Here is a 24011-nt window from a genome sequence, read left to right as displayed (position 1 = left end):
GCCGGGCCCGCCCGCCCGGCCGGTCAGTCCGACAGGGCGGTGCGGAACTGCGTGAGCACGGAACGCAGGATGCGGGAGACGTGCATCTGCGAGATGCCGAACTCGGCGGCGATCTCCGACTGGGTCATGTTGCCGTAGAAGCGCATCAGCAGGATGTTGCGCTCCCGCGACGGGAGGGCGTCGATGAGCGGCTTGACGGCGTGCCTGCCGAGCAGCGTGTCCAGCCCGTCGTCCTGCGCGGGCAGGAAGTCGCCCAGGTCGGCGCCGTCGTTGTCGCCGCCGACGGGCGCGTCCAGCGACAGGGCGCTGTAGGCGGTCGAGGCGTCCATGGTGAGCAGGACGTCCTCGTCCGTGATGCCCATGTGCGCGGCGAGCTCGGCGACGGTCGGTGAGTGGCCGAGCGTCTGGGTGAGCTCGGAGGTGGCCTTGTTGAGCTCCAGGCGGCGCTCCTGGTAGACGCGCGGCACCTTGACGGCCCAGGTGCGGTCGCGGAAGTGCCGCTTGACCTCGCCCACCATGGTGATCATGGCGTAGCCGCGGAACTCGTGGCCGAGCTCGGGGTCGAAGCCGTTGATGGCCTTCATCAGGCCGACGTACGCGGCCTGGCGCAGGTCCTCCATCGGCTCGCGCTGGTGGCGGTAGCGGCGCGTGACCTCGATGACGAGGGAGTCGTACATGGTGACGACGCGCTCGCGGATGCGGGCCTTGTGCTCGTCGGAGGCTTCCGGCCTGTTCATCTCAGCCAGAAGCTGTTCGGCGGTCATTTCGTCGAGTGCGATATCCAGGACGGCCATCTGAGTAGCTCCATATGCCCGATGGCGGGCCCCGTCCCATGAAAAAAAGCCCAGGCAGAGGCACGCCACGTTTGAACGTGAGTCGAAGCCCTCTGCTGGACTTCCGGATCAAGGATTCCCCATGGATCCCGATTTATCACCTTATATTAGGTCACGAATAGATCACAGTGTCTTTGCTCACGGCCCCGACAGAGCGGGTGCCGAGGTCAGGACGTCGCGGGCCAGCGCCAGGTCGCCCGACAACTCGGCGGGGAAGCCGTCCGGCTCCCCCCTGCCGCCCAGCAGGAAGCAGAACGCCACCACGTCCGCCGTGACATGGGCGTCCGGCGTGCCGGGGCCGGTGTCGGCGACGCCGAGCGGGAGCAGCCACTCGCCGCCGCCCGCGCCGGTCAGCGTGAGGCGGAGGGTGCGGCCCGAGCCGTCCAGGCCGGAGAAGAGCATCGTCCAGGGCAGCAGGCGGGCGCACAGGTCGGCCGTTGGCCGGATGTGCTCGGGCACGGGGTCCGGCAGTCGGATCTCGGCCACGCGGGCGGCGTCGCCGGTGTGCACCCAGGTCTCCAGGCACCTGGCCAGGATGTGGTCGCGCACGACCGACTCCATGCCGTCCACGGTGGCGGGGGTGGCCGGGTCGAGGCCGTCCAGGTGGCGGCACAGGGCGTCGGCCTGGGCCCGCCAGTCGCGCCTGGTCTGCTCGGGGCTGCGGGCCCGCTCGTACGCCTGCACGTCGGCCGTGCGGCCGGCCGCGTCGCGCGCCGCCATCGGCGGGCCGAGCACGGGCGCGCCGACGGAGGCGGCCAGCAGGCCGTCCTTGGCGGCCAGGTGGGCGACGAGTTCCTGGAGCGTCCAGCCCTCGACGATGACCCGCGACCAGTCGTCGTCCACGGCCGAGGCCAGCAGCGCGTCCAGGGCGGCCACACGGCCCGCGTACGGCCGCGCCCACTCGGCGGTCGGGGCCGCCGGGCGGCGGCGGGCCCTCGCGCCGGCCAGGAGCTGGGGCCGCAGGGAGCCGGCCGGCACCGCCGGGTCCTCCATCAACGCGTCCAGATAGAGGCGCTCGACAGGATCCATCACACTTCTTCCTCCGCCAGCGCGTCCGCCAGGCGCCGCAGCGCCAGCCGGATGCGCGACTTGGCCGTGCCCTCGGGCACACCCAGTTCCTCGCTCACCTGCCGGTACGTCCGTCCGCCGAAGTAGGCCAGCTCCACCGCCTGGCGCAGGCCCTCGGGCAGCGACGTCACCGCCTGCCGCACCCGCTCGGCCTCCTCGGCGGCGAGCACGGCGTCCTCCAGCCTCGCCGGTTCGCGCTCGAACAGCCTCGGTCCGAGCGCGGAGACCCGGCGCCGTTCCTCGGCCCGTACGTGGTCGACCGCGCGCCGGTGCGCGATCGTGGCCAGCCAGGCGCGCAGCGTGCCGCGCTCCGGGTCGTAGGCCAGCGGGCGCTCCCAGAACACCAGGAACACCTCCTGCGTGATGTCCTCGGCGATCACACGGTCCCTGGTGACCCGTAAGGCGAGCCCGAAGATCAGCGCGGACAGCCGATCGTAGACCTCCCCGAGCGCGGACTCGTCGCCGCCGACCACCCGCTGGTGCAGCAGGCGGTCGTCGTACGGTGCCTCCACTGGCACCACACTCCCGTGATCCGGACCAAGGCGGCGGGTGCGCCGCGACCCGAGCATGTCACTATTCGCCGGAAATGTTGAGCTGGATGACCCGCGCCACCGACTTTGTGGGGCCGCGATAGTGTCGAAGGACGCCGACCGGAAGGATCACCCGCCATGGCCACCACCCGCACCGCCACCACGCAGTGGAAGGGCAACCTGCTCAACGGCTCGGGCACCGTCTCGCTCGACACCTCGGGCGTGGGCACGTTCGAGGTCTCCTGGCCCTCCAGGGCCGAGGCGGCGGGCGGCAAGACCTCGCCGGAGGAGCTCATCGCGGCCGCCCATTCCTCCTGCTTCTCCATGGCCCTCTCCCACGCCCTGGCCGGCGCCGGCACCCCGCCCGAGTCGCTGAGCACGAGCGCCGACGTGACGTTCCAGCCGGGCGAGGGCATCACGGGCATCGTGCTCACGGTTCAGGGGCAGGTCCCGGGCATCACGGCCGAGCAGTTCCAGGAGGCCGCCGCCACGGCCAAGGCCAACTGCCCGGTCAGCAAGGCGCTGGCGGGCACCACGATCACCCTGAACGCCCAACTCCTCTAACGACAGCGCGTTGGCGTGCGACAATCGGGTCACATGCGCGAGGTCTGGCCGGGCGAGCCCTATCCACTCGGCGGCACCTGGGACGGCGTCGGCACCAGCTTTGCCGTGTTCTCCGAGGTCGCCGAGCGGGTCGAGCTGTGCCTTTTTCACGATGACGACAGCGAGGAGCGGGTGCCGCTCCCCGAGGTCGACGGCTTCGTCTGGCACGGCTACCTGCCGGGCATCCAGCCGGGCCAGCGTTACGGCTACCGCGTCCACGGGCCGTACGAGCCGTCGCAGGGGCGTCGTTGCGACCCCTCCAAGCTGCTGCTCGACCCCTACGCCAAGGCCCTCGACGGCGAGCTGACCTGGAACGAGGCGCTGTTCCCCTACTACTTCACCGATCCGTCGGTGCGCAACAGGGAGGACAGCGCGCCGTACATGCCGAAGAACGTGGTGATCAATCCGTTCTTCGAGTGGGGCAACGACCGGCCGCCGCGCATCCCGTACCACGAGACGGTGATCTACGAGGCCCACGTGCGGGGGCTGACCATGCGCCACCCGGGCGTGCCGCAGGACCTGCGCGGCACGTACGCGGGGGTGGGGCATCCGGCGATCATCGAGCACCTGCTGTCGATCGGGGTGACGGCGGTCGAGCTCATGCCGGTGCACCACTACGTGCCCGAGCACTTCCTGGTGGCCCGGGGGCTGACCAACTACTGGGGCTACAACACGATGGCCTACCTGGCGCCCCACGGGCGCTACTCGGGCTCGGGCACCCGGGGCCAGCAGGTGCTGGAGTTCAAGGCCATGGTGCGGGCGCTGCACGAGGCGGGCATCGAGGTCATCCTCGACGTGGTCTACAACCACACCGCCGAGGGCGACCACATGGGGCCCACCCTGGGCTTCCGTGGCATCGACAACGTCAACTACTACCGGCTGCACGACGGCGACCGGCGCTACTACCTCGACTACACCGGGTGCGGCAACTCACTCAACGTGCGCTCGCCGCACGCGCTGCAGCTCATCATGGACTCGCTGCGCTACTGGGTGCTGGACATGCACGTCGACGGCTTCCGCTTCGACCTGGCCTCGGCGCTGGCCAGGGAGCTGCACGACGTCGACCGGCTGAGCGCGTTCTTCGACCTCATCCAGCAGGACCCGGTGATCTCGCAGGTGAAGCTGATCGCCGAACCCTGGGACGTCGGGCCGGGCGGGTACCAGGTCGGGAACTTCCCGCCGCTCTGGACGGAGTGGAACGGCAAGTACCGCGACACCGTAAGAGATTTCTGGAGGGGCACCCATTCCGCCCTTCCCGAGTTCGCCTCCCGCCTGACCGGCTCGGCCGACCTGTACGAGTCCTCCGGCCGCCGCCCGGTCGCCTCGATCAACTTCGTCACCTGCCACGACGGCTTCACCCTGACCGACCTGGTCTCCTACGACCACAAGCACAACGAGGCCAACGCAGAGGACAACCGCGACGGCACCAACGACAACCGCTCCTGGAACTGCGGCGCCGAGGGCCCGGTGGAGGACCCGGACATCGTCGCGCTCCGCCGCCGCCAGCGCCGCAACTTCCTGACCACGCTGTTCCTGTCGCAGGGCGTGCCCATGCTCTCCCACGGCGACGAGATCGGCCGTACCCAGCGCGGCAACAACAACGCCTACTGCCAGGACAACGAGCTGGCCTGGATCGACTGGTCGATGTTGCACGCCGAGTCCGACCTGCTGGCGTTCGTCCGTACGCTGTCGAAGTTGCGCCGCGAGCACCCGGTCTTCCAGCGCCGCCGCTTCTTCCACGGCCGCCACTCCGAGAACGGCACGCGCGACCTGGTCTGGCTGACCCCGGGCGGCAAGGAGATGACGGCCGGCGACTGGCACACCGGCTACGCCAAGTCGCTCATGGTCTACCTCAACGGCGAGGCCATCACCGAGCCGGGCCCCCGTGGCGAGCGGATCGTGGACGACTCCTTCCTCCTGCTCGTCAACGCCCACCACGAGAACCTGTCGTTCACGCTGCCGGGGCCGGAGTTCGGGGCCGAGTGGCTGCCGGTGCTCGACACCGCCCACGACGTGGTCGAGGAGGCGTTCGGCGACGAGCGGTGGCGGCCGGGCGACCTGGTGGCGGTCACCTCCCGGTCGTTCCAGGTCCTGCGGCTGCCCAGGGAGCCGGCGAGGCCGTAGCCCGCCGGTCGTGGAGGAGAAGCCTCAGAAGAGGCGGGCCATGCCGGCCGTGAGCAGGACCAGGGCGAACGTGGTCACCCCGGCCACGCCGTGCAGGATCACCGCGAGCACCGGGAAGCCGCCGGCCCGCCGCTGGTGGCGTCCGCCGCCGAGCCAGCGGGTGAACATCGTGAAGCCGAGCAGCGCCGCCACGGTGAGCCCGCCGAACGCGGCGAAGGCCAGGGGGCCACTGCCGGTGAGCACGTACGCGACCCAGCAGGCCAGCGACGACACCGCCAGCGCCGGATGGGACAGCAGCAACACCACGGGGAAGCGGGTGACCTTGGCCTCCTGTCCGCGCAGGCCGCCGGCCGAGAGCCGGCGGCAGAGCAGGTAGACCCCGATCAGTGCGGCGATCGTCCATGTCACGGCGGTGACCAGGCCCACGTCCCCTCCCGGTGCGTCCCTGCCGCCACGGTACGCAGACAACCGGTCGTTCGTCCTTCAGTTGCCCAAAAGTGCTATCGGCCGCAAAACCCCCTTGGGATCGATTGTCGGTGGGGTATGCCAAGGTAGAGGAGTGCGGCGCATCTATCCCGACTTTCAAGACAATCCGGACATCGAGCAGGCGTACGCCTACCCCGAGGACCGGCCGTGGCTCCGGCTCAACATGGTGTCCAGCGCCGACGGGGCCGCCTGGCTGAAGGGGCGCTCGGGCGGGCTGTCGAGCAGGGGCGACAAACGCATCTTCGGGATCCTGCGCGGGCTGTCCGACGTGATCGTCGCGGGTGCTGCGACCGTCCGCACCGAGGGCTACGGCCCGGTCAAGCCGCGTGCCTCCTGGTCCTCGCTCCGGGCCGGCCGTCCCGAGGTGCCGCCGATCGCGGTGATCACCCGCAGCCTCGACCTCGACCTCGACGGCGAGCTGTTCACCGACGCGACCAGCCCGACGATCGTCATCACCTGCGAGGCCGCGCCCGCCGAGCGGCGCAAGCTCGGCGCCCAGCGCTCCGACCTGGTCATCGCCGGCGACGAGGGCGTCGACATGCGGCTGGCCGTACGCGAGCTGCACGAGCGGGGGCTGACCCGCGTCCTGTGCGAGGGCGGCCCGCGCATCAACGCCCAGCTCTCGGCCGACGACCTGATCGACGAGTTGTGCCTGTCGGTGAGTCCCATGCTGGTCGCGGGCGGCGCGGCCCGCATACTGAACGGCGTGGCCGCGCAGGTCCCGCTGGACCTCCACCAGGTCCTGGAAGAGGAGGGGGTCCTCTTCTGCAGATACACGAGGGAGCAGAGCCCATGACCGAGCAGCCGATCGCAGAGCCGGAGCCGGTGCCCAACCTGCCGGTGCGACCACCCGTGCCGCCGATGCTGGCCAAGCCGGTCAAGGCCATGCCCAAACAGGACGGCACGCTGTTCTACGAGCCCAAGTGGGACGGCTTCCGCTGCATCGTGTTCAGGGACGGCGACGAGGTCTACCTCGGCAGCCGCAACGAGCGGCCGTTCACCCGATACTTCCCGGAGCTGGTCGAGGCGGTGAAGGCCGAGCTGCCCGACAAGGTGGTGATCGACGGCGAGATCGTGTTGCCCCGGGGCGCGCAGCTCGACTTCGACGCCCTCCAGCAGCGCATCCATCCGGCCGCCTCGCGGGTCAAGCTGCTCTCGGAGCAGACGCCGGCCCAGTTCATCGCCTTCGACCTGCTGGCCGTGGGCGACGAGTCGCTGATGGAGGAGCCGTTCTCGCAGCGGCGGCGGCGGCTTGAGGAGCTGTTCCCGGGCAAGGGCGGGTCCATCCGGCTGACGCCGGTCACGACCACCGACGAGCAGGCGCGCGAGTGGTTCGAGACGTTCGAGGGGGCCGGGCTCGACGGGATCATCGTCAAGCCGGGCGACCAGCCGTACGTGCCCGACAAGCGCACGATGTTCAAGGTCAAGCACGAGCGTACGGCCGACGTGGTGATCTGCGGCTACCGCGAGCACAAGAGCGGGCCCATCGTCGGCTCGCTGCTGCTCGGCCTCTACGGCGACGACGGCAGGCTCCATCACGTGGGCGTGGCGGCCTCGTTCCCGATGGCGCGCAGGGCCGAGCTGGTGGAGGAGCTGAAGCCGTACCTGGCGGAGCTGAGCGACCATCCGTGGGGCCACTGGGCCGAGCAGGCCGCGGCCAACGCCGGGCAGCCGGCGGCGGGGCCCGCGACCGGCGGGCAGCGGGTGCCGGGCGCGGTGTCGCGGTGGAGCGCCAAGAAGGACCTGTCGTTCATCCCGATCCGGCCCGAGCTGGTGATCGAGGTGGCCTACGACCAGATGGAGGGCGACCGGTTCCGGCACACGGCGCATTTCCGGCGGTGGCGGCCCGACCGTACACCCGAGTCGTGCACGTACGAGCAGCTGGAACGGCCGGTCCGGTACGATCTGGACGACATCCTCGCCCGTTGAGGGGCAAAGCGGTTTAGTCTCTCCCATATGACCACCGGTGATGAACTCAAGGCGGCCGTGTCCGCGCGGCGCGACCTCGGCCCCGACTTCGAGGACGCGCTGGTGGAGTCGTTCCTCGACAAGGTGGGGCAGGAGGTCGACCGGCGGGTCGACGAGCGCCTGGCCACCACGGCCCCGCGCGCCAAGGCGCCGGTCAGCAGGAGCTCCGAGGGGCAGCGGCTGGCGCTGGCGATCGTCTCGCTCTCGCTGGGCACGCTGTCCACGATCGCGCTGGCGTTCGCGGGCGGGGGCCGGATGGCGGCGCTGGTCCCGATCTGGGTCGGGATCATCATCGTCAACGTGGTCTTCAACAGCTCCCGCGGGAAGTAGCCCCCGGCCGCGCGGCGGCGGTCAGTCGAGCCAGACGATACCGGCGAAGCGGCCGCCGGGCTGCTCGCGGCGGTGTGAGTAGAGCTCGGGCGACTCGATCGTGCAGCGCGCGTCGTGCCGTACGTCGGGCACGCCCGCCGCCCTGAGCTGCGACTCGATCCCGGCCCGCAGGTCGAGCGCCGGGGTGCCCCACGACGTCGTCGACCACGTCGGCGGCACCTTGGCGGCGACCTGCTCGCGCAGCTCGGCCGGCACCTCGTAACAGCGCCCGCAGGCGCCGGGCCCGATCAGCGCGACCATCCTGCCGGGCCGCGCGCCCTTGGCGGCCATGGCCTCGACCAGGGCGGTGGCGACGCCGGCCTCGGTGCCGGGACGGCCGGAGTGGGCGGCGCCGACCATGCGGGCCTGGGGGTCGGCCACCAGCACGGCCGGGCAGTCGGCGCCCAGCGAGGCCAGCGCCAGTCGCGGCTCGGTGGTGAACACGCCGTCGAGCGGCGGCGGGTCGTCGCCGAACGGCTCGCTCACGAGGGCGACCTCGGCACTGTGGATCTGGCGCATGTAGACGACGGCGCGCACGCCCAGCTCGGCCACCAGGCTCTCGCGGTTGGCGCGTACGGCCGCCGGGTCGTCGCCGACCATGCCGCCGAGGTTGCGCGAGGCGTACGGCGGGGCGCTGACCCCTCCGTGGCGGTCGGTGATGACGGCGTGGACTCCGGGGGCCAGCTGCATGTTGCGATCCTAGCCGCGGGCCGGGGCCGGGGAACCGCCCGGCCCGCCGGGGGCCGAGCCGTGGAGGATGAGGCCGGGCGGGCGGCCGAGGTCCAGGTACATGCTCACCTCGTCGAAGCGCCATTCGCCCACCTCGACGACGTTCGGCAGCCGTCCCCACTCGCGGAACCCGAGGCTCTCGTACAGCGCGATCGCGCCGTGGTTGTTGCCGCGCACGCGCAGCGTGAGCGTCTCGACGCCGGCCGCGCGGGCGTCGTCGGCGAGCCCGGCCACCACCAGCCTGCCGAGGCCGAGGCCGCGCGCCGCCGGGTGCGTCATGACCTTGCCGATCTCGGCGGAGTGCCGGAAGACCGCCTCTGGGCTGCGCCGCCACAACCCCATCGCCTGGACGGTGCCGTCGACCGCGGCGAGGGCGAGGCGGGCCTCTCCCTCGGTGACCGCCGCGAGCGTGGCCGCCACCCAGGGGTCGGTCACCTCCCGCGCGGGCGGCGTCAGGTGACCGACCGCGCCGCCCAGCTCGACGACTGCGTGCAGCACGCGGTGGACGGCGGCGAGCACGGGTTCGCCGGCGGTTTCCGGCCAGGTCAGATCGATCGTCACAGCTGACCATTATGCCCCGATCCGTCCGGGGCTGGTCCGGCTACGGCAAGCAAGCATATGCTTGGGCGCGTGCCTGAGTACCGTAATCTCATCGGCGGCGAGCTGGTCCGCGCCGACCGGACGATGGACACCGTCAACCCCGCCACGGGCGAGGTGTGGGCCCAGATCCCGGCGAGCGGCGCGCGGGAGGCCGAGGCCGCCGTGGCGGCGGCGCGGGCGGCCTTCCCCGCCTGGTCCGCCATGCCCGCGCTGGGCCGGGCGCACTTCCTGCGCAAGGTGTCGGAGCTGTTCGGCCGGCACGCCGAGGAACTGGCCCGGCTGGAGACCCGCGACAACGGCCGGATCCTGCGCGACACGCTCAAGAAGGACCTGCCGGGCATGGCGTACCTGTGGCAGCTCGCGGCCGGGCAGTGCCTGGACGCGGTCAAGGGCGACACCGTCGTGCTGGGGCCGGACACGCTGGGCCTGACGCGGCGCGAGCCGTACGGGGTGGCGGTCTGCATCATCCCGTGGAACTCCCCCGTCTCGACGTTCTCCGCCAAGGCCGCCTACGCCCTCGCCGCCGGGAACACGGTGATCGTCAAGCCCGCCGAGCAGGCAAGCGCGTCGGTGCTGCGGCTCGGCGAGCTGCTGGCCGAGGTGTTCCCGCCCGGCGTGCTGAACATCGTCAGCGGGCTCGGCGAGGAGGTCGGCGACGCCCTGGTCCGGCACCGGGACGTCGCCAAGGTCAGCCTCACCGGCTCGACGGCCACCGGCCAGGCCATCACCAGGGCCTCGGCGGACGCGCTGAAACCGCTGACGTTCGAGCTGGGCGGCAAGTCGCCCAACATCGTCTTCCCGGACGCCGACCTGGACGCCGCCGCGCAGGGCGTCACCGTGAACTCGGTCTACACGGGCAACGCCGGGCAGGTGTGCGTGGCCGGCTCGCGGATCCTCGTCCACCGGTCGATCTGGGACGACCTGCTCGGCCGGATCAGGCGGATCTGCGCCGGGCTGGTCCTGGACGACCCCCTCGACCTGGCCACGACCATGGGCCCGATCGTGTCGGCCGGGCAGTTCGAGCGGGTGCGGTCGTACCTGGAGACGGCCGAGAAGGAGGGGGCCGAGCTGGTCTTCGGCGGGCGGGCGGGGGCCGAGGTGGTGCCCGGCCTGCCGGGCGGCTACTGGGTGGCGCCCACGCTCTACACGACCGAGGACAACGGGCTGCGGATCTGCCAGGAGGAGATCTTCGGGCCGGTGGCGGTGGCCATCCCGTTCGAGAGCGACGAGCAGGCGCTGGCGATCGCCAACGACTCACCGTACGGGCTGGCGGCCGGGGTGTGGACGCGGGACCTGGGACGGGCGCACCGGTTCGTACGGGATCTGGAGAGCGGGACCGTCTGGGTGAACACCTACCGCCAGATGCCTCCGGGCCTGCCGTTCGGAGGCGTGAAGGACAGCGGGTACGGCCACGATTCCGTCCTTGAGTACACCCGGGAAAAGGCGGCCATCATCCAGATTTAGTTAGATAGATTCCCTCCATGAGCGAGGGGATCAACGACCAGTCCGATCTGTCCGAGGCAGCCGCCCAGTCGCGTGCGTCCGTGTTGCGCAGCCGAGCCGAATCGTACATCGCGCTGTCGCGGCATGAGGCCGCGATCGCGGATCTGACCGAGTCGATCGCGCTGGTCCCGGACAACGCCCGGTCCTGGCGGCTGCGCGGCGAGAGCCACCGGGTCATCGAGCGGTACGAGGCCGCCCTGGAGGACTTCGACGAGTCGTTGAGACTGGAACCGGACAGCGCGTACGCACTGGGCTCGCGCGGCCAGGCGTACGCGGCGCTCGGCCGGCTGGAGGAGGCGATGGACGACTTCGACCACGCGCTCACCCTCGCCCCCGAGTCCCTGTGGATCCTGGAGGCCAAGGCCGACGCCCTGGTGGACCTCGACCGGCTGGACGAGGCCCTGGACGAGCACGCCAAGATCATCGCGTTGAACGAGGAGCTGGCGTACTCGTGGGTGGCGCGCGGTGACCTCTACCAGCGCATGCATCTCTACACCGAGGCCATCGACGACTACACGAGGGCTTTGCGGGCCGACCCCGAGCACGTCCGGGCGCTCAGCCGGCGCGGCGAGGCGCTGCGCATGATCGACCGCTACCAGGAGGCGCTGGCCGACCTGAACCGCGCGGTCGAGCTCGACCCCGACAACGACCGCGCGTTCGGCAGCCGGGGCGCGGTGCTGAGCGAGATGGGCGACAACGAGGCCGCCCTGCGCGACCTCAACCGGGCCGTCGAGCTGGACCCCGACTACATCTGGGCCTACCGGGTGCGCGGCGAGATCTTCCAGGAGATGGAGCGCCACGAGGAGGCGGTGTCCGACTTCACCCTGGCCCTGCGCCTGGAGTTCGGCGACGACTAGCTGAGGGCTGTCCTCGTCGCGCCATGACTGCGCTGGTTCGGTCAACCGTGCTGCCGTCGTTTCCGTACAAGACGGTCGCGGTGACCGCTTCGTAGCATGAGCGCGGGCGTTCCGCCGCCGCGTCGGCATGGCACTGCGGCCCGCTTGCCGATCTGCCTGGCGACCTCGCGTCGCCGACCATGAGGAGAACAGCACATGCGTGATCTGATCTATACCGGATTCATGTCGCTTGACGGCGTTGTGGACTCCCCGGGCGGTGGGCCGGGCGAGGAGCACCGCAGCGGCGGCTGGGTGGTCAAGGACATCGAATTCCTGCCCGAGGCCTTCTCTCTGAAAGGCGAGGAACTTGAGGACACGACAGCGCTGATGTTCGGCCGCCGGAGCTACGAGGCGTTCGCGCCGATCTGGCGCGACTCGGATGACCACGCCGCCTACAAGGACCTGCCCAAGTACGTGGTCTCGACCACGCTGTCCGACGACGCCCTCGTCGAGGGATGGGGGCCGACGACGATCCTGCGCTCGGCCGACGACGTCGTCGAGCTCAAGAAGAGCGAAGGTGGCGCGATCTTCATCCATGGCAGCGCGGAGCTCGCCCGGCGGCTGTCGGAGGCGGGCCTGATCGACCGGTACCACCTTCTCGTCTTCCCGGTGCTGCTCGGGGCCGGGAAGAGCCTGTTCACCGAGGCGGACAGGGACAAGCAGGTGCTGAGCCTCCGGGCGTCCGAGGCCTACCCCAACGGCATCGTGAAGCTGATCTACGACGTCGTCAGCTGATCCAGATCCAGGGCGATCGCGCCGCCGGTGCCCTCTCGGAGTTGCCGCGCCGTACGGCCGACGTACCGGCGCAGCGCACGGGCCAGGTGTGGCTCGTCGAAGTACTCGAGCCCGGAGACGACATCGGCGACCGAGACGCCGGAGGCCAGGAGCGCCGAGGCCCTGCGTGCACGTTCGATCTGCCGTACGGCGCCCTGGGTCAGCCCGGTCGCCGCCCGGAAGCGGCGTTCGACGGTTCGTCCCGAAACCTCTGGACGGCGGCCTCGGCGGACCTCGGTGACGAGCGGGTCACGGACCAGGGCTCCGGCGCGGACCAGGCGGTCGACCAGAGCCTCGGCGTCGTCGGGGGCGGGGGATTCCCAGCGGACGCCGTCCAGCACGAAGGTCCTGCGCATGGTGTCGGGGAGCTCGACGCCCCCGTCGACCAGAGTCGGCGGGGGGACGGCGCGCAGCGACGTGCCCACGGCGAACTCGATGCCGACGAAGGTCGAGCCCTCCGGCACCGGCGCGGTGCCGGTCTTGGTCTCAGGACCGGAAATGGCCGCGTGCGCCCTGCCCTCGCGCTCCCAGAAGACAAGGCCCCAGCTCACCGCCGCGACGGAGGTCATCTCCGCGACGTGCTCGCTCGTACAGCTCCACACGGCGTCGACCCACGGTGAGTCGGACGCGCGTGTCTCGAACCGCAGTGCCACGGAAGAAGAATACGCACGGCTTCGGGCGGGCCGCCCCGGAGGGCGGCCCGCCGTCTCATAGCGCCAGCAGCGCGCTGACCGGCAGGCGGCTGTCGGACAGCGGCCGTACGGCGATGCGCAGCAGCGCCAGCGCGTTGTCGTCACCGGCGATGCGGTTGGCGCTCAGCCCGCCGCACGCCTGGCAGTGGTGGATGATCAGCCACTCCCCGTCGGGCCTGACGGTGACGCTCAGCGCCGCCATCGGGCCCCGGCAGCCCGCCCGCCGGTCCCCCGGGATCCGGTGGTCGACGTGCAGGCTGGTCAGGCAGTGCGGGCAGTGGTTGCGGTGCGCCGTGCCCGGCGCGTCCATCGGCACGTCCAGCCGGCAGCCGACGCAGCGGAACGTGTCGCCACGTTCGCCGCGCTCGGCTCGCCGTACGGGCTTGGGTTGTTGCGGCCGGGCCCGGCCGGGGTTCCTCCTGGGCATGTCACAGGTCGCCGAACGCTTCGAGCGGGAACGGCGGCTGCGCGAGCGGGCGTACCGCCATGCGCATGAGGATGAGCTGGTTGTCGTCCCCGCAGATCGGGTTGGACGTCAGCTCCCCGCAACGGGTGCAACGATGGATGACCATCCAGTCGCCGGTGCGGAGCACCGCGATCGAGATCGGGTTCATCCGCGACCGGCACTCCGACGGGCCGCCCCCCACCCGGTCGAGCACGTGCAGCGAGTGCAGGCAGCTCGGGCAGTGGTTGCGGCGGGCGCCGTCGGGGGCCTGCGCGGCGACGGTCAGGCCGCAGCGCACACAGGCGAAGGTGTCGGTGATGGTACGAGGTTTGCCGTTGGCAGACAACCTGGGGTCTCCTTGCCGGATTTGTCATGAAAAGAGCAGCAAGGGAGCGCCGAGCGGGCCTCACAGGCACGCTGGTGCCACAGGTGGTCCGGTCCTGATCCTCAAGGAAGGCGGGAAACACCCGTGACACGTAGAGGCGCGCTGGGCGCCGTGCCGGGCATTAAGCCACCTCGTTTCCGGAAAGGTCGTCTCGAACAGGACAGCAGCGAGCGTAGCCAGCGCCACCGGTCCGGCGCCAACGGTTTTCCCGGACCTGGAGATCTTCCCGGGCCTGGAGATTGACAGAATATCGTTCTAGTGTTCGTCCATGGGGATCGGGCTGAGCGAGGAGCACCGGGCGCTGGCCGCCTCCGTACGGGGGGCGGCGGGGCGTACCGGCGGGAACCGGGCGCCGGTGGGACCGGACCTGCTGGGGCTGCACCTCCCGGAGGAGCACGGCGGGCAGGGGTACGGGCTGGTCGAGCTGTGCGTGGCGCTGGAGGTGCTGGGCGAGCTGCGGGTGGCGGGGCCGTACCTGCCGGTCGTGCTGACCTCGGCGGCGCTCGCCCGATCAGCGGCCGTCACACCCGGCGGCGGGTCGTTGGCGGGCCTGCTCGGCGGGCTCGCGGACGGGACGTCGACGGCGGCCGTCGTGCTCGGCCCGCTCGCCCTGGGGCCGGCCGGCGCGGACCTGTTCCTCGTGCCGCACGGCGACGGGTGGGCGCTGCTCGACCGGTCCCACGTGACCGCCGAGCCCGCCGAGGGCATCGACCTGGACCGCGACCTGTGCACGGTCACGGCCCGCGAGATCCCGCCGGACCGCCTGCTGGGTGCGGTGCCGGTACGGGAACTGGCCGCGCTGCTGCTCGGCGCCGACGCGTGCGGGACCGCCGCCTGGGCGGTCGGCGCGGCCGCCACGCACGCCAGGATCCGCGAGCAGTTCGGCCGCCCGATCGGCCAGTTCCAGGGCGTCAAGCACCGGGTGGCCGCCGCGCTGGTGGCCCTTGAGCAGGCCCGCGCCGCCGTCTGGGACGCCGCCCGCGCCCTGGACGCCCCCGGCCCGCTCACCGCGGAGGCGCGGCTGGCCGCCGGGGTGGCCGCCGTGCTCGGCCCGGACGCGGCGGTGCGCTGCGCGGCCGACGCCATCCAGGTGCTGGGCGGCATCGGCTACACCTTCGAGCACGACGCCCACCGCCACTACCGCCGCGCCCTGTCCGGCCGGATGCTCGCCGGGGACCCGGGGCCGTGGGCCGAACGGGTCGCGGAGCTGGCCGTGGCGGGCACGCGCCGCGCGATGGAGCCCGACCTGCCCGAGGAGGCCACCCCGCTCAGGGACACGATCAGGGCGCAGGCCGAGTCGCTGCGCCGCGAGGAGCCGCTCGCCAGGCTGGGCCGGTTCGCGCGGGAGGGCTGGATCATGCCCTACCTGCCCAGGCCGTGGGGCCGGGCGGCCACGCCGCTGGAGCAGGTGATCATCCACCAGGAGTTCCGCGGGCTCAAGCGCCCCAACCTGGGGATCGCGGCCTGGGCGGTCCCGTCCATCGTCGCGTACGGCACCGGCGAGCAGCGGGAACGCTTCCTGCCGAGGACGTTCACCGGCGAGATCGTGTGGTGCCAGCTGTTCAGCGAGCCCGGGGCCGGGTCCGACCTGGCGGGGCTGGCGACCAGGGCCACCCGGGTGGAGGGCGGCTGGACGCTGACCGGCCAGAAGATCTGGACGTCCCTCGCCCAGTACGCCCACTGGGGCATCTGCCTGGCCCGTACCTCGCCGGACAGGCCCAAGCACGAGGGGATCACGTACTTCCTGGTGGACATGTCCTCCCCCGGCGTCACCGTCAGGCCGCTCAAGGAGATCAACGGGGACGAGATCTTCAACGAGGTCTTCCTCGACGACGTCTTCGTCCCGGACGACCTGGTGGTCGGCGAGGTGGACGGCGGCTGGCGGGTGGCCCGCGACACCCTCTCGTACGAGCGGGTCGCGCTCGGCGACTCCTGGGGGCCCGGCTCCCAGCACACCGACATGGTCCGGCTGATCGGCACGCTGCCGCCGCTGCGGCAGTCGCAGCGCGAGCAGGCGGGCCGCCTGTGGGCCGAGGGCCAGGCGATCTCGGCGCTCGGGCTGCGCGTGACGCTGTCCAGGCTGGCCGGCTCCGACCCGGGGCCCGCCTCCAGCGTGCGCAAGCTGCTGGGCATGCGCCACGCGCAGGCGATCTCGGAGTTCTGCTGGTCGCTGGCCCCGGCCGACCGCCACTGGAACCGTACGATCCTGGCCACCCGGGCCTTCACCATCGGCGGCGGCACCACGGAGGTGCAGCTCAACATCATCGCCGAGCGCGCGCTCGGCCTTCCCCGCGATCCGTGACCCCGGCGACCCCGGCCCGCACGCATCTCACCTCGGCCGACATCGCCAGGTGGCGGGCCGCGATCCCGGGCATGGCGGTCACCCCGAAGGCGGTGCGGTCCACGCGGGCGGTGACGACGACGGTGAAGCCGTTCGCGGTCACGTCGCAACCGTCGACGGTGAGGGTGAGCGGGTGCTCGGCGCCGGCCACGGTGAGCGTGCCGGTCAGCGTCGTGCCGTCGGCGCCGCCGCCCGCCGCGAAGGTGATGGTGGGGTGGCGGGCGGTGTCGAGGAAGCGGGGGGAACGTACCGCCTCGTCGCGCTGGTGGTTGCCGGTGTGGAAGCTCGCCGCGTCGATCTCCACGCGCACGCGGGAGTCGGCGAGCGGTTCGGCCACCTCGACGGTCCCGGCCTTGATGTCGAACGTGCCGCGCACGCGGCCGAGGCCGAACAGGTGCCTGGTGGTGAAGTGGATCCCGGAGTTCTCGGTGTCGATCTCGTAGCGGCCCAGCGGGGGAAGGTTCGTCATGGGTCCATTGCACGGCGGCGAGGGGGAGGTCCGGCAGGGCGGGCCGTCGGTCGCGGGGGCGACGATCGGTGGGAGCGCATGCGACTTTCGTATGGTTTCCGACTTGTCGGATATCTCCGGCGCGAGGGGGTGTCATAGCGTGTGCGGCATGAGTGAAGAGGCGTGCCGCCGTCGCCGCCGTCGTTCCCTCGTGCTGGACGTGGCCATGGCGGCCGGCTTCACGCTGCTCGACACCGCCTCGACGTTGCTCGGCCTCTCGTGGTGGCCCGAGCGTCCCGGCACGCTCGCCTGGGTGTTGCTGGGGGTTCAGGCCGCCGCCTGCCTGTCGCTGCTGGCCCGCCGCCGGGCGCCGCTCACCGTCCTGGCCGTGCTGGGGGTGTTCACGCTCGCGGTGACGCTGCTGATCTCGCCGGGCGGGGTGCTGGTCCCGGCCGGGCCGGAGAACGTGTGGGCGCCGTTCGCGACGATCGCGGCGGCGTACGGGCCGCTCTACTACCGCAGGGACCGGCGGCTGGCCTTCGCCGCGCTGGGGGCGTACACGCTGGTCATCGCGCGGGTGTGGGACCCGTCGGTCGGGGTGCTCACCGACGCGGTGCTGCGCACGGCCGTTGGGCCGCTGCTCGCGCTCTACTTCGACGGACGTCGGCGCGTGGTCAGGATGCTGACCGAACGCGCCGAGCGGGCGGAACGCGAGCGGGGCCTGCTGGCCGAGCGGGCCCGCGCCGAGGAGCGCGCCCGCCTGGCCGGCGAGATGCACGACGTCGTCACCCACCGGGTCAGCCTGATGGTGCTCCAGGCGGGCGCGCTGCGGGTCACGGCGGCCGACGAACAGGTCCGGCAGGCCGCCGAGGAACTGCGCGCGGCGGGCTGCCAGGTGCTCGACGAGCTGCGGGACCTGATCGGCATCCTGGGCGCCGCGCCGGAGCCCGACGCGCCGCCGTCGGCGGCCGACTTCGCCGCGCTGGTCGCCGAGTCGGCCTCCGTGGGCACCCCGGCCGAGCTGGTCGAGGAAGGCGACCGGGCGCTGGCCTCGCCGGTGGTGGGGCGCACGGCGTACCGGATCGTGCGGGAGGCGCTGACCAACGTGCGCAAGCACGCGCCGGGCGCGCGGGTGGACGTGCGGATCGAGTACGGCCAGGCGCAGGTGCGGCTCACCGTGCGCAACACGCCGCCGACCGGCCTGCCGGACGGTCCCCTGACCGGGACCGGCTCCGGCCTCGGCATCGCCGGCCTGCGGCGACGCGTCGAGGTCGTGCACGGCACGCTGCGCGCCGGCCCCTCCCCCGACGGCGGGTTCCGCGTCGAGGCCACCCTCCCCTCGTACGTGCCGACATGATCAGGGTCGTGATCGTGGACGACGAGCCGATGGTCTGCCGTTTCCTGCGTACCATCCTGGGCTCGGCGGCCGACATCGAGGTCGTGGACGAGGCCCACGACGGCGCCGCGGGCGTCGAGGCGGTCGTGCGCAACCGTCCGGACGTCGTGCTCATGGACCTGCGCATGCCCGGCGTGGACGGGCTCACCGCGATCGAACGCCTGGGCGAGCTGCCGCGGCCACCGGTCATCGTGGTGCTGACGACGTTCGACGCCGACCAGTACGTGCTGCGTGCCCTGCGTGCGGGCGCGTCCGGGTTCCTGGTCAAGTCCACGCCGCCGGAGGACCTGATCGGGCTCGTCCGGGTGGCCGCGGAAGGGCACACCGTGTTGTCGCCGGTGGCCGCCCGCAGGCTGGTCGCGGCCTCGGCGGCGGCGGACCCGGCGCGTGACCGCGCCCGGAGGCTGGTGGAGTCGCTGACCGTACGCGAGCGCGAGGTGCTGGCCTGCCTCGGCGAAGGGCTGTCGAACGCGCAGATCGGCGCCCGCCTCCACCTCGCCGAACCCACGATCAAGGGGTACGTGTCCCGCCTGCTGGACAAACTGGGCTGCCTCAACCGCACCCAGGCGAGCCTGATCGCCCACGACGCGGGCCTGACACCGGAGGGGCCGAGGTAGCAGCCCGTAGGTCGTCACCCCCCGATGTACACAAACCTCGCGAACTATCGCACACGGAGGGTTTGGTGGAGGGCCGACGAGGTAGGTGATAAGCCGCAAAGGGGGACAAAAGCCATGAGTAATCCGCAACAGCCTGAACTTCGCCGATCCGGCAAGTCCGGCGCCAGCTCGAAGTCCGCGGACGCCGTGCCGGAGTCCAAGAGCGGCGGCAAGCGGGCCGGGCGCCCGCACGGGAGCGACAAGGGACACAAGGGCGGCGGCAAGGGCGGCGGCGTGCCTCCGGGGCAGCACCCGCCGTATCCGGGGTGAGCCGGATGAAGGGCAGCCTGCAGTTCATCGGCAACGCCACCACATTGATCCGCTACAACGGCTTCACGCTGCTGACGGATCCCAACTTCCTGCACCGGGGGCAGCGGGCGTACCTGGGTTACGGCCTGTCCTCGCGGCGGCTGAAGGACCCGGCCATGGACGTGACGGACCTGCCGCACATCGACGCGGTGGTGCTGTCGCACCTGCACGGGGACCACTGGGACCGGGTCACGCGCAAGGGCCTGGACCGGGACACGCCGATCGTCACCACCACGCAGGCGGCGCGCAGGCTGCGCCGCCGCGGCTTCGGCCGCAGCGTCGGCCTGGAGGTGTGGGAGCAACACGAGCTGAACGGCCCGCAGGGCAGCCTGACGATCACCGCCCTGCCCGCCAGGCACGCACCGGGCCCCGCCGAGGCCCTGCTGCCGCAGGTGATCGGGACGATGCTGGAGTTCCGCGGGCCCGAAGACCTGGTGGAGCTACGCCTGCACATCAGCGGCGACACCCTGCTCGACCGCCGCCTGGAAGGGATCCCGCGGCGCTTTCCCGACGTCGATCTGGCCCTCGTACACCTGGGCGGCACCCGCCTGCTCGGCACCTTGCTCGTCACCATGGACGGCGAGCAGGGCGCGGCCTGGGTCGACCTGATCAACCCGCACACGGTGGTGCCGGTGCACTACGACGACTACGGCGTCTTCAGCTCACCGCTGGACGACTTCCGGCATCACATCGAACAGGTGGGCCTGGCCGACCGCGTGGTGTACCTGGAACGCGGCGAATCCCGCGAACTGGCCCCACACCACCTCGTCCGCCACTGACCCCTTCTGACCCGACACCGGAAGGCCCCCGACAGCCGGGGGCCTTCCGACTCTCACCCCCAGGACCCCGGCCATCGCGGTGGCCTCAGCTCCACCTCCGCCCCCCGGGGGTCCTGGCGTGCACGGAATGTGAAATCTTCCACCCAAGGTAAGAACCCTCTACCGCAGGCGGAGAATATTCACCCCTGACTACCCCTCATGCACCGGTTTGCGCGTTACCTTTCCTTTCGGCCGCACCTCCGAGTGCCGCCGCACGGCCGGGCCGTCGGGTCCCGTCCCAGGCACCGGGTCCGGCCGTGCGGCCCTCGACGTCCTTCGGTCTCGCGCTCCTTGCGGCCCCTCCCGGCCTTGAGCCGGTTGGCGACCCCCAACACCCCAGCCGGGGCTGGTCAGGGAGGTTTGTGGGGGGTCGTTCGCATTCTTGGGAACGCCGCCACAGCGTTACAGCCGACACGCCCAGAGCTGCGGCCGACATCCTGTGCCGCCACACGCTCGCCAGCGGCGTTACCGAGCTGAGATCTTCACATGTGTCTCCACCTCGCCCCCCTGCCCAGGCAGCCCGTCTGGCCGAGGCCGGAGCGGAAGGACCCCCGATGCACGGGACCGCCTCCCCAGCCCGAGCGCCGCCCGTACGCTCCTCCGCGCGCCGTACGAGTTCCACCAGTTCCACCACAAGTGAGACACCGAAGGAGCAAGACCTGATGCGCTCAGCCACCCGAGCAGCCCTGGCCACCCTCGCCGTCACCTGCTGTACGTTCACCTCGCTGCCGGCCTGGGCCGCGCCGGCCGGCAACGCGCCGTCGTGCGTGACCGTCTGGCAGAACACCGGGGCCATCACCAAGACCGGCTACGCCCGCAACGACTGCGACTACCGGCTCAGGCTGAAGATCATCTGGGCGCGCGGGACCGACGGCGCGTGCCAGACCGTTGACCCCGGCGAGACCATTTACTCCCGGGTGCCACGAGGTGTGCGCACCTTCGACGGAGCCGACACCTGCTGACCGGTCACGCGAGAACCGACCGGTCACGCGAAAAGGCCCGGCCCCTCGAATCCATCGACGGGGGCCGGGCCTTCGTCACGGATCGAGTGGTGCGCCGCCCCCGCCGGACGCGGGTCACTCCCCGGTGTCGGGCCTGGCCTTGCTGGGCTGGACACGCTTCGGCTCCCCCGGCATCTTCGGGTAGTTGGGCGGATAGGGCAGGTCACCACGCTCGTCGGCGGCGTACATCTCCAGCAGGGGCTCGATCGAGTACGCCTGGTCGTCGATGGCCGCGTGCACGTCGCCCAGCTTGGCGAAGCGGGCCGGCACGGTGCGGATGTCGAAGTCACGCGGGTCGGCGTCGGCCAGCTCGTCCCAGGTCAGCGGGGTCGACACGGGCGCGTGCGGACGGGCCCGTACGGAGTAGGCGCTGGCCACCGTGCGGTCTCTGGCGTTCTGGTTGAAGTCGATGAAGACGCGGTCGCCGCGCTCCTCCTTCCACCACGCGGTGGTCACCAGGCTCGGGTCGCGCGCCTCGACGGCCCTGGCCAGCGCGATGCCGGCGTGACGCACCTGGACGAAGTCCCAGCGGGGCTCGATGCGCACCGCGATGTGCACGCCGCGGTTGCCCGAGGTCTTGACGAACCCGGTCATGCCCAGCTCGTCGAGCACCTCGCGGGTGCGCTCGGCGGCCCGGCGCGCGGTGTCGAACTCCAGGCCCGGCTGCGGGTCGAGGTCGATGCGCAGCTCGTCGGGGTGCTCGACGTCGGCGGCCCGCACCTGCCAGGGGTGGAAGTCGATCGTGCCGAGGTTGGCGCAGTAGGCGATCGCGGCGACCTCGGTCACCCGCAGCGAGTCGGCGGTGCGGCCACTGGGGAAGGTGACGGTGACCGACTGCAGCCACTCGGGATGTCTGGGCGGCATGCGCTTCTGGTAGATGGCCTCGGTCTGCACGCCGTCGGGGTGGCGCTTGATGTTGGTCGGCCGGTCTCTGAGCGCGCGCAGGGCCCCCTCGCCGACGCTTACGTAGTATTCGACCAGCTCGCGCTTTGTGGCCCCGATCTCCGGGAAGTAGACCTTGTCGGGGTTGGTGACCTTGACGGTCCGCTCCCCCACCTCGAGCTCAATGAACGGCGATGCCATGCCACCGAACCTACTCCCCCGCGCCGACAAAAGAGGTGGGCCCGTCCCGGAGCCGCGTCGGTGGCGGGACCGGGGCTCGACGGGACGGACCTAAGATCATCCGTCGCCGTTCCGGGCGCTGGCGCGCCACCCGGCCGGCCATCTCCGGTCGCCAGCGGCGCCAGCACGGGCGTGGGCTGTTGCCGCCTCGGCGAGCCGCGGACGATCTCACCCCTTTGGCAGGAGGCGATGACACCCCCTTACCGACAAAGACGCGAATTCGGCCGAGAAAGGATGCTTCACCCTGCGGAGATCTCTTTTTGCCGGATCTCGTAGTCTGGACGCATGGACAAGGTGGTCAAGAGCGAGGCCGAATGGCGGGCCAGGCTCTCTCCTGAGGAGTTCCACGTACTCAGGGAGGCCGGGACCGAGCGCCCGTTCGCGGGGGAGTACGTCGACACCAAGACCGAGGGCGTCTACTCGTGCCGTGCCTGCGGCGCGGAGTTGTTCCGGTCCGACACGAAGTTCGAGTCACACTGCGGGTGGCCGAGCTTCTTCGAGCCGTCGGAGTCGGAGGCGGTCGTACTGATCGAGGACAGCAGTCACGGCATGGTGCGCACCGAGGTACGCTGCGCACGCTGCGACTCCCACCTCGGTCACGTCTTCCACGGCGAGGGCTATCCCACGCCGACCGACGACCGTTACTGCATCAATTCGGTGTCTCTGAGGCTCGAACCCAAGGGGTGATCGATCAGCGACAGCGCGTACCGGTCTCCTGCGAGGGGTAGGAGCCTCTTCGTGGGCCGAGTCCATCTTCGCCACCGATGGGTGACGATAGAGACGATCGGACGTGTCGTGACTCAGCGGTGCGACGTGTGCTCGAAGACGAGGGTTCGGGTGCGCTAAGTCCGGCTCGGGGGTTTCATTGGTTCCCGGTGCGCTGCAACGGGCGGGCGGCGGTGCCGCTTCGCCGCGCGTCACTTCGGCCGGGGATACGTGACACGGCAGTTGGTGTCGGACGGACCCAGGATGTTGGCGAGGACGGGATTCCCGTTCTCGCCGAACTCCGCCTGTACGAAGACGATCGGACGCTTCACCCCGTTCGCCCGGAGATATTCCAGGCCGCGCTTGCACAGCTTGATGGCCGTGGGCGAGTTGTCGGCGGTGTCGGGCAGGTTGGTGTAGATGCGCAGATAGCCGCCGACGGTGCGGATGTCCTTGACGTGTTTCATCGCCTTGTCGCCCGCGCCCCAGCGGTTGTTGAAGTACTCGGCGGCCTGCTCGTCGGTGTGCCTCGACGGTCCGTCGGCCTTGTAGCCGGCCGACCCCTTGTGACCGGCCGAGCCCTTGTGCCCGGCCGGATCCTGCTGGGTGGCGGGGTCTTGTTGGGTGGCGGGGTCTTGTTGGGTGGCGGGGTCTTGTTGGGTGGCCGGGGCGCCGGGGTCGGCCACGCTCACCTGTGCGTCGCCGGTCTCGGTCTGGCCCGAGACGGTGTCCTGCTTCGGGGCAGGGTCGCCCGTGCCCGGTGTGGCGGGCGTGCCGGAGGTGTCGGGGCGCGTGGCCGGTGACGTGCTCGGCCGTGCTTCGCCCTTCCGCAGTTCACGCGCCTCCGGGGCGCCCTTGCCGGCCTCGGGCGCCTGGCCGGGGTTCGCCTGGACCCGGCTCTCTCCCGCCGGAGCCTGCCGGGCCGCTGCGGCGGCGTTCCCGCCGGCCGGGGCTCCCGAGGGGGTCCCGGCGAAGGTGCCGTTCAGGCCGAGCAGCAGCACGACTCCTCCGGCGAGCGCCACCGCGCCCGCCGCCAGCCCGCGTTTCCCGGCACGCGCCCGCCGCCGCCTCCCCCGTCGCCCCCGCCCCACCCGCTGCTCCGCCGCACGGTCCTCCGTCGCGTGCGCTCCCCTCGCACGGACCTCCCCCATACGGCCCCCTGCCGTGCGGGCCTCCGCCGCAAGGGGATCGCCCGTGCGGCGGGGCGCTG

The 24011-nt window shown here is 71.6% G+C and carries 27 protein-coding genes; 15 read left to right on the top strand and 12 right to left on the bottom strand.

Annotation, left to right across the window (positions count from 1 at the left end; genetic code table 11):
- Nucleotides 1-23 precede the first annotated feature (23 nt).
- From IEZ27_RS05210 to IEZ27_RS05200, 3 genes are all read right to left on the bottom strand, one after another.
- Nucleotides 24-794 (bottom strand): SigB/SigF/SigG family RNA polymerase sigma factor, encoded by a 771-nt coding sequence (locus tag IEZ27_RS05210; protein WP_189646163.1) that lies wholly within the window; start codon nucleotides 792-794, stop codon nucleotides 24-26.
- Nucleotides 795-971: 177 nt separating this feature from the next.
- Nucleotides 972-1862, bottom strand: a complete 891-nt coding sequence (locus IEZ27_RS05205) for a maleylpyruvate isomerase family mycothiol-dependent enzyme (RefSeq protein WP_189646162.1) — start codon at nucleotides 1860-1862, stop codon at nucleotides 972-974.
- Nucleotides 1862-2419: a sigma-70 family RNA polymerase sigma factor gene (locus tag IEZ27_RS05200; protein ID WP_221762660.1), complete on the bottom strand. Its 558-nt coding sequence runs from the start codon at nucleotides 2417-2419 to the stop codon at nucleotides 1862-1864. Before IEZ27_RS05200 ends, IEZ27_RS05205 begins: the two co-directional genes overlap by 1 nt.
- Before the next feature lie 150 nt (nucleotides 2420-2569).
- On the opposite strand from IEZ27_RS05200, the gene IEZ27_RS05195 reads away from it, so the two are divergent.
- Both IEZ27_RS05195 and glgX read left to right on the top strand, forming a co-directional pair.
- Nucleotides 2570-2995 (top strand): OsmC family protein, encoded by a 426-nt coding sequence (locus IEZ27_RS05195; RefSeq protein ID WP_189646161.1) that lies wholly within the window; start codon nucleotides 2570-2572, stop codon nucleotides 2993-2995.
- 33 nt (nucleotides 2996-3028) lie between these two features.
- Nucleotides 3029-5158 (top strand): glycogen debranching protein GlgX, encoded by a 2130-nt coding sequence (glgX, locus tag IEZ27_RS05190; RefSeq protein WP_189646160.1) that lies wholly within the window; start codon nucleotides 3029-3031, stop codon nucleotides 5156-5158.
- A 24-nt stretch (nucleotides 5159-5182) separates the two neighbouring features.
- Here glgX and IEZ27_RS05185 read toward each other — a convergent pair whose 3' ends face one another.
- The gene (locus IEZ27_RS05185) at nucleotides 5183-5584 is read right to left on the bottom strand and encodes a hypothetical protein (RefSeq protein WP_189646159.1); all 402 of its coding nucleotides are present in this window, start codon (nucleotides 5582-5584) and stop codon (nucleotides 5183-5185) included.
- 133 nt (nucleotides 5585-5717) lie between these two features.
- On the opposite strand from IEZ27_RS05185, the gene IEZ27_RS05180 reads away from it, so the two are divergent.
- The 3 genes from IEZ27_RS05180 to IEZ27_RS05170 are packed head-to-tail and all read left to right on the top strand — an operon-like array spanning nucleotide 5718 to nucleotide 7942.
- Complete coding sequence (locus IEZ27_RS05180; protein WP_189646158.1) at nucleotides 5718-6440, top strand: pyrimidine reductase family protein; 723 nt, start codon at nucleotides 5718-5720, stop codon at nucleotides 6438-6440.
- The gene (locus IEZ27_RS05175; protein ID WP_189646157.1) at nucleotides 6437-7573 is read left to right on the top strand and encodes an ATP-dependent DNA ligase; all 1137 of its coding nucleotides are present in this window, start codon (nucleotides 6437-6439) and stop codon (nucleotides 7571-7573) included. The genes IEZ27_RS05180 and IEZ27_RS05175 overlap by 4 nt, the downstream gene beginning before the upstream one ends.
- Nucleotides 7574-7600: 27 nt before the next feature.
- Complete coding sequence (locus IEZ27_RS05170; RefSeq protein WP_189646156.1) at nucleotides 7601-7942, top strand: hypothetical protein; 342 nt, start codon at nucleotides 7601-7603, stop codon at nucleotides 7940-7942.
- A 21-nt stretch (nucleotides 7943-7963) separates the two neighbouring features.
- Here IEZ27_RS05170 and pgeF read toward each other — a convergent pair whose 3' ends face one another.
- Both pgeF and IEZ27_RS05160 read right to left on the bottom strand, forming a co-directional pair.
- Nucleotides 7964-8671: a peptidoglycan editing factor PgeF gene (gene pgeF, locus IEZ27_RS05165; RefSeq protein WP_189646155.1), complete on the bottom strand. Its 708-nt coding sequence runs from the start codon at nucleotides 8669-8671 to the stop codon at nucleotides 7964-7966.
- A gap of 9 nt (nucleotides 8672-8680) precedes the next feature.
- On the bottom strand, nucleotides 8681-9271 hold the full coding sequence (locus IEZ27_RS05160; RefSeq protein WP_189646154.1) for a GNAT family N-acetyltransferase: 591 nt from the start codon (nucleotides 9269-9271) through the stop codon (nucleotides 8681-8683).
- Nucleotides 9272-9328: 57 nt separating this feature from the next.
- On the opposite strand from IEZ27_RS05160, the gene IEZ27_RS05155 reads away from it, so the two are divergent.
- From IEZ27_RS05155 to IEZ27_RS05145, 3 genes are all read left to right on the top strand, one after another.
- Nucleotides 9329-10774 (top strand): aldehyde dehydrogenase family protein, encoded by a 1446-nt coding sequence (locus IEZ27_RS05155; protein WP_189646153.1) that lies wholly within the window; start codon nucleotides 9329-9331, stop codon nucleotides 10772-10774.
- A 17-nt stretch (nucleotides 10775-10791) separates the two neighbouring features.
- A complete protein-coding gene (locus IEZ27_RS05150; RefSeq protein WP_189646152.1) occupies nucleotides 10792-11670 on the top strand; it encodes a tetratricopeptide repeat protein in 879 nt (292 codons plus the stop codon).
- A 195-nt stretch (nucleotides 11671-11865) separates the two neighbouring features.
- Nucleotides 11866-12444 carry a dihydrofolate reductase family protein gene (locus tag IEZ27_RS05145; RefSeq protein WP_189646151.1) on the top strand — a complete coding sequence of 193 codons (579 nt, stop codon included), beginning with the start codon at nucleotides 11866-11868 and terminating at the stop codon, nucleotides 12442-12444.
- Here IEZ27_RS05145 and IEZ27_RS05140 read toward each other — a convergent pair.
- From IEZ27_RS05140 to IEZ27_RS05130, 3 genes are read right to left on the bottom strand one after another with little or no spacing between them, the layout of a single operon-like run.
- A complete protein-coding gene (locus tag IEZ27_RS05140) occupies nucleotides 12426-13136 on the bottom strand; it encodes a helix-turn-helix domain-containing protein (protein ID WP_189646150.1) in 711 nt (236 codons plus the stop codon). The two genes, IEZ27_RS05145 and IEZ27_RS05140, sit on opposite strands and share 19 nt — an antisense overlap.
- Before the next feature lie 55 nt (nucleotides 13137-13191).
- Nucleotides 13192-13602 carry an RNHCP domain-containing protein gene (locus tag IEZ27_RS05135; RefSeq protein WP_125646247.1) on the bottom strand — a complete coding sequence of 137 codons (411 nt, stop codon included), beginning with the start codon at nucleotides 13600-13602 and terminating at the stop codon, nucleotides 13192-13194.
- Nucleotide 13603: 1 nt separating this feature from the next.
- Nucleotides 13604-13966 (bottom strand): RNHCP domain-containing protein, encoded by a 363-nt coding sequence (locus IEZ27_RS05130; protein WP_189646149.1) that lies wholly within the window; start codon nucleotides 13964-13966, stop codon nucleotides 13604-13606.
- Between the two features lie 307 nt (nucleotides 13967-14273).
- Here IEZ27_RS05130 and IEZ27_RS05125 point away from each other — a divergent pair, with 307 nt between their 5' ends.
- Complete coding sequence (locus tag IEZ27_RS05125; protein WP_189646148.1) at nucleotides 14274-16307, top strand: acyl-CoA dehydrogenase; 2034 nt, start codon at nucleotides 14274-14276, stop codon at nucleotides 16305-16307.
- Here IEZ27_RS05125 and IEZ27_RS05120 read toward each other — a convergent pair.
- Nucleotides 16267-16815: a YceI family protein gene (locus IEZ27_RS05120; RefSeq protein WP_189646147.1), complete on the bottom strand. Its 549-nt coding sequence runs from the start codon at nucleotides 16813-16815 to the stop codon at nucleotides 16267-16269. The two genes, IEZ27_RS05125 and IEZ27_RS05120, sit on opposite strands and share 41 nt — an antisense overlap.
- A 148-nt stretch (nucleotides 16816-16963) precedes the next feature.
- Between IEZ27_RS05120 and IEZ27_RS05115 the strand changes: the two genes are divergently transcribed.
- From IEZ27_RS05115 to IEZ27_RS05095, 5 genes are all read left to right on the top strand, one after another.
- Nucleotides 16964-18151 (top strand): sensor histidine kinase, encoded by a 1188-nt coding sequence (locus IEZ27_RS05115; protein ID WP_189646146.1) that lies wholly within the window; start codon nucleotides 16964-16966, stop codon nucleotides 18149-18151.
- The gene (locus tag IEZ27_RS05110; protein ID WP_189646145.1) at nucleotides 18148-18807 is read left to right on the top strand and encodes a response regulator transcription factor; all 660 of its coding nucleotides are present in this window, start codon (nucleotides 18148-18150) and stop codon (nucleotides 18805-18807) included. The genes IEZ27_RS05115 and IEZ27_RS05110 overlap by 4 nt, the downstream gene beginning before the upstream one ends.
- 114 nt (nucleotides 18808-18921) lie before the next feature.
- Nucleotides 18922-19116: a hypothetical protein gene (locus IEZ27_RS05105; RefSeq protein WP_125646254.1), complete on the top strand. Its 195-nt coding sequence runs from the start codon at nucleotides 18922-18924 to the stop codon at nucleotides 19114-19116.
- Nucleotides 19117-19121: 5 nt separating this feature from the next.
- Nucleotides 19122-19934, top strand: coding sequence for an MBL fold metallo-hydrolase (locus IEZ27_RS05100; RefSeq protein ID WP_189646144.1), 813 nt, complete (start codon nucleotides 19122-19124; stop codon nucleotides 19932-19934).
- A gap of 701 nt (nucleotides 19935-20635) precedes the next feature.
- Nucleotides 20636-20935: a hypothetical protein gene (locus IEZ27_RS05095; protein ID WP_189646143.1), complete on the top strand. Its 300-nt coding sequence runs from the start codon at nucleotides 20636-20638 to the stop codon at nucleotides 20933-20935.
- A gap of 114 nt (nucleotides 20936-21049) precedes the next feature.
- Here IEZ27_RS05095 and ligD read toward each other — a convergent pair whose 3' ends face one another.
- Nucleotides 21050-22057: a non-homologous end-joining DNA ligase gene (gene ligD / locus IEZ27_RS05090; protein WP_189646142.1), complete on the bottom strand. Its 1008-nt coding sequence runs from the start codon at nucleotides 22055-22057 to the stop codon at nucleotides 21050-21052.
- Nucleotides 22058-22381: 324 nt separating this feature from the next.
- On the opposite strand from ligD, the gene msrB reads away from it, so the two are divergent.
- Nucleotides 22382-22783, top strand: a complete 402-nt coding sequence (gene msrB, locus IEZ27_RS05085) for a peptide-methionine (R)-S-oxide reductase MsrB (protein ID WP_189646141.1) — start codon at nucleotides 22382-22384, stop codon at nucleotides 22781-22783.
- Between the two features lie 230 nt (nucleotides 22784-23013).
- On the opposite strand, the gene IEZ27_RS05080 is transcribed toward msrB, so the two are convergent.
- The gene (locus tag IEZ27_RS05080) at nucleotides 23014-23892 is read right to left on the bottom strand and encodes a hypothetical protein (RefSeq protein WP_189646140.1); all 879 of its coding nucleotides are present in this window, start codon (nucleotides 23890-23892) and stop codon (nucleotides 23014-23016) included.
- Nucleotides 23893-24011 lie beyond the last annotated feature (119 nt).

This window comes from Nonomuraea spiralis (genome assembly GCF_014648435.1).
GTDB classification, from domain to species: domain Bacteria; phylum Actinomycetota; class Actinomycetes; order Streptosporangiales; family Streptosporangiaceae; genus Nonomuraea; species Nonomuraea spiralis.
This window is presented reverse-complemented; position numbering and strand designations above follow the sequence as displayed.

Excerpts from the sequence above, each read along its gene's own strand:
- IEZ27_RS05210 (WP_189646163.1), bottom strand. The coding sequence starts at position 794 with ATGGCCGTCCTGGATATCGCACTCGACGAAATGACCGCCGAACAGCTT.
- IEZ27_RS05205 (WP_189646162.1), bottom strand. The coding sequence starts at position 1,862 with ATGGATCCTGTCGAGCGCCTCTATCTGGACGCGTTGATGGAGGACCCG.
- IEZ27_RS05195 (WP_189646161.1), top strand. The coding sequence starts at position 2,570 with ATGGCCACCACCCGCACCGCCACCACGCAGTGGAAGGGCAACCTGCTC.
- glgX (WP_189646160.1), top strand. The coding sequence starts at position 3,029 with ATGCGCGAGGTCTGGCCGGGCGAGCCCTATCCACTCGGCGGCACCTGG.
- IEZ27_RS05175 (WP_189646157.1), top strand. The coding sequence starts at position 6,437 with ATGACCGAGCAGCCGATCGCAGAGCCGGAGCCGGTGCCCAACCTGCCG.
- IEZ27_RS05170 (WP_189646156.1), top strand. The coding sequence starts at position 7,601 with ATGACCACCGGTGATGAACTCAAGGCGGCCGTGTCCGCGCGGCGCGAC.
- pgeF (WP_189646155.1), bottom strand. The coding sequence starts at position 8,671 with ATGCAGCTGGCCCCCGGAGTCCACGCCGTCATCACCGACCGCCACGGA.
- IEZ27_RS05155 (WP_189646153.1), top strand. The coding sequence starts at position 9,329 with ATGCTTGGGCGCGTGCCTGAGTACCGTAATCTCATCGGCGGCGAGCTG.
- IEZ27_RS05150 (WP_189646152.1), top strand. The coding sequence starts at position 10,792 with ATGAGCGAGGGGATCAACGACCAGTCCGATCTGTCCGAGGCAGCCGCC.
- IEZ27_RS05145 (WP_189646151.1), top strand. The coding sequence starts at position 11,866 with ATGCGTGATCTGATCTATACCGGATTCATGTCGCTTGACGGCGTTGTG.
- IEZ27_RS05135 (WP_125646247.1), bottom strand. The coding sequence starts at position 13,602 with ATGCCCAGGAGGAACCCCGGCCGGGCCCGGCCGCAACAACCCAAGCCC.
- IEZ27_RS05125 (WP_189646148.1), top strand. The coding sequence starts at position 14,274 with ATGGGGATCGGGCTGAGCGAGGAGCACCGGGCGCTGGCCGCCTCCGTA.
- IEZ27_RS05120 (WP_189646147.1), bottom strand. The coding sequence starts at position 16,815 with ATGACGAACCTTCCCCCGCTGGGCCGCTACGAGATCGACACCGAGAAC.
- IEZ27_RS05115 (WP_189646146.1), top strand. The coding sequence starts at position 16,964 with ATGAGTGAAGAGGCGTGCCGCCGTCGCCGCCGTCGTTCCCTCGTGCTG.
- IEZ27_RS05110 (WP_189646145.1), top strand. The coding sequence starts at position 18,148 with ATGATCAGGGTCGTGATCGTGGACGACGAGCCGATGGTCTGCCGTTTC.
- IEZ27_RS05105 (WP_125646254.1), top strand. The coding sequence starts at position 18,922 with ATGAGTAATCCGCAACAGCCTGAACTTCGCCGATCCGGCAAGTCCGGC.
- IEZ27_RS05100 (WP_189646144.1), top strand. The coding sequence starts at position 19,122 with ATGAAGGGCAGCCTGCAGTTCATCGGCAACGCCACCACATTGATCCGC.
- IEZ27_RS05095 (WP_189646143.1), top strand. The coding sequence starts at position 20,636 with ATGCGCTCAGCCACCCGAGCAGCCCTGGCCACCCTCGCCGTCACCTGC.
- ligD (WP_189646142.1), bottom strand. The coding sequence starts at position 22,057 with ATGGCATCGCCGTTCATTGAGCTCGAGGTGGGGGAGCGGACCGTCAAG.
- msrB (WP_189646141.1), top strand. The coding sequence starts at position 22,382 with ATGGACAAGGTGGTCAAGAGCGAGGCCGAATGGCGGGCCAGGCTCTCT.